This window comes from Mesorhizobium sp. M7A.F.Ca.US.006.01.1.1 (assembly GCF_003997935.1).
Classification (GTDB): domain Bacteria; phylum Pseudomonadota; class Alphaproteobacteria; order Rhizobiales; family Rhizobiaceae; genus Mesorhizobium.
In genome coordinates this window covers 1-2,736 of the sequence record NZ_RZQL01000432.1, presented here as the reverse complement: position 1 = coordinate 2,736, position 2,736 = coordinate 1, and the positions used below count along the sequence as shown (strand labels likewise).

The window sequence follows — 2,736 nt, the reverse complement described above, 5'->3', positions numbered from 1 at the left end:
GAAGACTATCGCCCCAACGACTACCTCATTCCGCAAACCGACCTCACCTTCCGCCTTTCGCCAGACGCAACGCGTGTCATCGCCGTGCTCACGATAGAGCGCCGTGACGGCGTCTCCGCGTCGGCTCCGTTGGTGCTCGACGGCGACGGGCTGACGCTCAAGCGCATCGAGATCGACGGCAAGAAGGTGAAACCGGCGGATCTGCTGGCGACGGCTGACCAGCTGACCATCCTCAAGCCACCGGCGACGCGTCGCTTCCAGTTGCTCATCGAGACCGAGGTGGCGCCGGCGGGCAACGAAGCCCTGATGGGCCTCTACCGCTCGAGCCATGTCTACTGCACGCAATGCGAAGCCGAGGGCTTTCGCCGCATCACCTATTTCCTCGATCGTCCCGACATCCTGTCCGTCTACACGGTGCGCATAGAGGCAATGCGTGACGAAGCGCCGCTGCTCCTGTCCAACGGCAACCCGGTCGACAGAGGCGACCTCGGCGACGGCTGGCACTATGCGGTGTGGCACGACCCTTTCCCCAAGCCATCTTACCTGTTCGCGCTGGTGGCCGGCAATCTCGGCCAGCTTGCCGACAGTTTCGTCACGCTATCGGGCCGCACGGTCGAGCTCGGCATCTATGTCGAGCCCGGCAAGGAGAAGCTGGCCGGCTACGCGATGGATGCTCTGAAGCGGTCGATGAAATGGGACGAGGAGGCGTTCGGCCGCGAATACGATCTCGACGTCTTCAACATCGTCGCCGTGTCAGACTTCAACATGGGAGCGATGGAGAACAAGGGCCTCAACATCTTCAACGACAAATATGTTCTGGCCGACCGGGAGACCGCGACGGACGCCGATTTCGCCAATATCGAGGCGATCATAGCGCATGAGTATTTCCACAATTGGACAGGCAACAGAATCACTTGCCGCGATTGGTTCCAGCTCTGTCTGAAGGAAGGCCTGACGGTTTTCCGCGACCACGAATTCTCCGCCGACCAGCGCTCGCGGGCGGTCAAGCGCATCGCCGAAGTGCGCACCTTGCGCGCCCACCAGTTTCCCGAGGACCAGGGCCCGCTGGCGCATCCGGTGCGGCCGCGCCGCTACCGCGAGATCAACAATTTCTACACCGCGACGGTCTATGAGAAAGGCTCCGAAGTGGTGCGCATGATCCGCACAATTCTCGGTGCCGACGTCTTTCGCGCCGGCATGGACCTCTATTTCGAGCGGCACGACGGTGACGCGGCGACGATCGAGGATTTCATCAAGGTGTTCGAGGATGCGTCCGGCCGCGACCTGTCGCAGTTCGCGCTCTGGTATCATCAGGCGGGAACGCCGAACCTGACGATCAGTTCGACGCACAATCCGGCGGCGCAAGAATTCACGCTCGAAATCGAGCAGTCGGTGCCGCCGACACCCTCCGAAAGCCGCAAGCGGCTGATGCACATCCCGCTCGCTTTCGGCCTGATCGGCGCCGGCGGCAAGCCCGTGGCGTATAGCGGCGTCGAGGGCGCCAGCGTCGAGGACGGCGTCATCCATATCCGCAAGCGCCGCCACATGGTGCGGTTTTCAGGCATCACCGAGCGCCCGGCCGTGTCGCTCAACCGCGGCTTTTCGGCGCCGGTGACATTGTCCGTCGAACAGAAAGCCGACGACCAGTTCTTCCTTGCCCGCCATGACAGCGACGCCTTCTCGCGCTGGCAGGCCTTCAACACATTGCTGACCGATGCATTGATCTCAGCCTTCCGCGAAATCCTCGGCGGCAAGCAGCCGGCCTTTGCGCCGCGGCTGATCGAACTCGCCGGCAGCATCGCCGGTGACGAGGCCCTGGAGCCGGCCTATCGGGCGCTGGCGCTGGCCCTGCCCGGCGAAGCCGACATTGCCCGCGAAATCGGCAGGAACATCGATCCCGATGCCATCTATGCGGCTCGCGAGGCACTGGCGTTGGCGATCGGCACTGCGAACCGGGACGTTTTTTCGGGCCTCTACCGCATCCTTGCCGACAGAGAAGCGTTCAGCCCCGACGCGGCGAGCGCCGGACGACGCGCCTTGCGCAACACCTTGCTGGATTATCTGTCGCTGCAGCCGGGCGGAGCGGCACTCGCCGCCGGACATTTCCAGTCGGCGACCAACATGACCGACCGCGCGGCAGCACTTGCCGTGCTCGCGCATCGTCACCACGGTTCGCCCGAGGCGGTGGAGGCGCTGGCGGCTTTCGGGACGACCTATGGGTCCGACCCGTTGGTCATGGACAAATGGTTCCAGATCCAGGCCAGCGTTCCAGGGCCGCAAACCGTCGACACCGTGAAGGCCCTGACCAACCACCCGGCCTTCTCGATGGGCAATCCGAACCGGGTGCGCTCGCTGATCGGCACCTTCTCCAGCGCCAACCAGACCGGCTTCCATCGTGCTGACGGCGAAGGCTACTGGTTCTTTGCCCAGACTGTGCTCGAGGTTGAAAAGCGCAACCCGCAAGTGGCGGCAAGGCTGGCGACAGCGCTCAGATCCTGGCGTTCGCTCGAACCTTTGCGGCAGGCCAAGGCCAGGGAAGCGCTGCTGTCGATCGCCGGCGCCGAAAATCTGTCGGCGGATCTGCGCGATATCGTCGAGCGCACGCTGGCGTAATCCCCTCCCCCTTGAGGGGAGGGTCCGGCCGCAGGCCGGGGGTGGGGTCCTCTCCGGCGTGCGCCGACACTAAAAGGCGCTCCGATAGAAAAAGACGTCGAGCACTGCCTCAGCGACCCCACC

The 2,736-nt window shown here is 64.0% G+C and carries 1 protein-coding gene; it reads left to right on the top strand.

Annotated features, from left to right (window positions below; genetic code table 11):
* On the top strand, window positions 1-2,613 hold a 2,613-nt coding region (gene pepN, locus EN943_RS36405; protein WP_127416546.1), incomplete at its 5' end, for an aminopeptidase N.
* Window positions 2,614-2,736: the final 123 nt, after the last annotated feature.